This is a genomic window from Thermosporothrix hazakensis (genome assembly GCF_003253565.1).
Classification (GTDB): Bacteria; Chloroflexota; Ktedonobacteria; order Ktedonobacterales; family Ktedonobacteraceae; genus Thermosporothrix; species Thermosporothrix hazakensis.
The window spans coordinates 1-2,222 of record NZ_QKUF01000077.1 but is presented as its reverse complement, the minus strand read 5'-3'; the positions used below and the strand labels follow the sequence as shown (position 1 = coordinate 2,222).

Here is a 2,222-nt window from a genome sequence, read left to right as displayed (position 1 = left end):
TCTGAGGAGTCTCGCCTCGCTAACTTCTTTCTGCCAGACCTCCTTTCTCTTCCAGATTCTGCTCTCCCTCATCTCAAGGAGAGACTCCTTCAGGATTATCGGTTATAACCTCTGTACTCTTATTCTGCAATCTCGCGTATACACTGCGATAGCAAACAGGTTTCATGCCCCTCTGCTTGACGTCAAGCAGAGGACTTTTTGGAGAAAGGCTTTGAATATCTCTTCCTTCTTCCGTTTTAGGCAGTATTGTTGAGGGAGGAAGTACTGTGAAAGCAATGAGATAGTACATAATGGGATATGTCAGCTTAGCAAGCACCTTTTTCTAATAAAACTCTGTAGCATTACTATCTCATTCAAAGATAAGTAAGTACATAATCATTACGAAAGTACTTATCCTATTTTCACAGCTATTCCTATACGTTATTATTTCACAAGCGTCACATGTTGTTACTGATCGGAGAGGTAGCGGGGAAAACTCTCCCCAGTCTTTTTTTTTACTCTTCTCAACTTCCTGGCAAGCAAGCCCAATTTTTTTACCTCCGTGAGGGTTCAGCTCTTCTTCGAATACAGGAAAAATCGTCTTTGAGGAAAAAAGAAGCTACAGATGTTGCCGCATCTGTAGCGTCCCGTTGTCCGGGGAGCTTGCGTTAGAAGTGCTGCTCCCCTCGTTTAGTACAAAGGAGGTGGCATATGGATGACCACCACATGTATAACGACATTCTATACCAGTTTGATACCTCTTCTTCTACAGATAGGAGAAACAGTTCCCTTTCTCCTCAAAAAAAACAGAGGAAATCCGCGTCTTCGCGCAAACCGAAAAAAGTACCCCCAACACCTAAAAAGAATTTTAACAGCGAAGCGTTTATGCGCTGCCTTTTAGGAGGGGGGGCTCTTGCCATCGCCATCTTGCTTCTCTCTGTCTTTATGCTCACGCGTGAACCGATTCTCCTCCAGTCAACAACGATCTCTAGCATCATTCTTGGTAGCGTCTTCGGCTATTACTTCTCTGTTCGAAGGAGAAAGAGTCGCCGCCACACCAGAAAAATTTGGCCTTGGCCATAGAGGTTAAACCATGTTGCTCCTCTTTAGCTCCAACCAGCGGCGCTAAAGAGGCAACATCATCCCACAAGCCTTTCTTTCCATTCCACTTCTCCGATCCAGCAGACTCTTCGCGTCTCTTCTCAAAGAGACACCCATTCCTGCCTGGTAATAAAACGAGCAGCTCTCTGCACATTACCAGAGGCTGCCTCTACCCGATTCGCGATGCACACTGCTTCTCTTCTTACTCTGCAAGGACGCTCGTCCAACAAGCTTCACCAATCCCTTCTTCAACACTTCAGCAATCAGCACAAAAAGCTGTTCTACTCCTATGTGTCCCTGCTTGGGTCACTCCCTCTCTCCTCCCTCTGCTGGCTCGCTCCCGCCTTTTCCTCCTCTGCTTTTACTGCACCAACTATCTCACCCACGTTCCGCTTTTGCGAAACCGCAACCCTCCCCCCTCTCTCCCGGTTCCGTCCCACCCTCCTCCGATGATCCCGCTTCCAGCCACCAGCTTCTGAAAGCGCTTTTTGTCCATCACCTCCTCTTGAAAGCGCATGCCAGCACCCTCTCATCTCATGCCACGCGGAAGCAAACTTTCCGCGCAAGCGGATGAAGAGAGCCCCCCGTCACGCACGACCGCAACCTGCGATGACGTCTCCTCCTCGTCATCTGCGTTGGCACCAACCTGCTCCCCAGAGGATGAAAGATATGCTTCCACAGCATCCTGATCCCTCTCTCGCAACGGAAACATATGCCCTATCGCACGCTCCCCCACAAGATGCAACACCCCCCCCTCTTTCCACCAAACCCGGACCTGCTGCTCCATTCCCGGGACAGGTACCTGCTCCGGCTTTGTTCCGATTTTTGGCATCCTCAACAGGCCGGGCAGACGGACCCCGCTTTCCGCTTCGGAGGAACCTGCGGGAGGGAAGCCGTGTCTGAGCATGGAGCCCAGCACCACAACACCAATGCGCTCGCGAACTCAACGACGCCGCAAAGACGAGTGGTGGGGGACACGCTCCAAACCACCACACCCCTCATCCTCCACCGGCTCCACCTCCCAGACACAACCGCGACGGCGTGCCTGCTTGGGTCACTCCCTCTCTCCTCCCTCTGCTGGCTCGCTCCCGCCTTTTCCTTCTCTGCTTTTACTGCACCAACAATCTCACCCACGTTCCGCT

General features: G+C 51.1%; 3 protein-coding genes. 2 read left to right on the top strand and 1 reads right to left on the bottom strand.

The genetic code is table 11. The annotated features are described in order from the left end of the window. Window positions 1-690: 690 nt before the first annotated feature. Entirely contained in the window at window positions 691-1,062 is a 372-nt protein-coding gene (locus tag EI42_RS32220) for a hypothetical protein (RefSeq protein WP_137686066.1), read from the top strand. 547 nt (window positions 1,063-1,609) lie between these two features. Here the strand turns inward: EI42_RS32220 and EI42_RS31695 are convergent. Then, the gene (locus EI42_RS31695) at window positions 1,610-1,912 is read right to left on the bottom strand and encodes a hypothetical protein (protein ID WP_111326964.1); all 303 of its coding nucleotides are present in this window, start codon (window positions 1,910-1,912) and stop codon (window positions 1,610-1,612) included. A 63-nt stretch (window positions 1,913-1,975) separates the two neighbouring features. On the opposite strand from EI42_RS31695, the gene EI42_RS33680 reads away from it, so the two are divergent. After that, window positions 1,976-2,222: hypothetical protein (locus tag EI42_RS33680; protein WP_211326458.1), on the top strand; the 247-nt coding region annotated here is incomplete at its 3' end.

What these genes read in the sequence shown, in the direction of transcription:
- EI42_RS32220 (WP_137686066.1), top strand. Translation starts at nt 691, where the DNA reads ATGGATGACCACCACATGTATAACGACATTCTATACCAGTTTGATACC.
- EI42_RS31695 (WP_111326964.1), bottom strand. Translation starts at nt 1,912, where the DNA reads ATGCCAAAAATCGGAACAAAGCCGGAGCAGGTACCTGTCCCGGGAATG.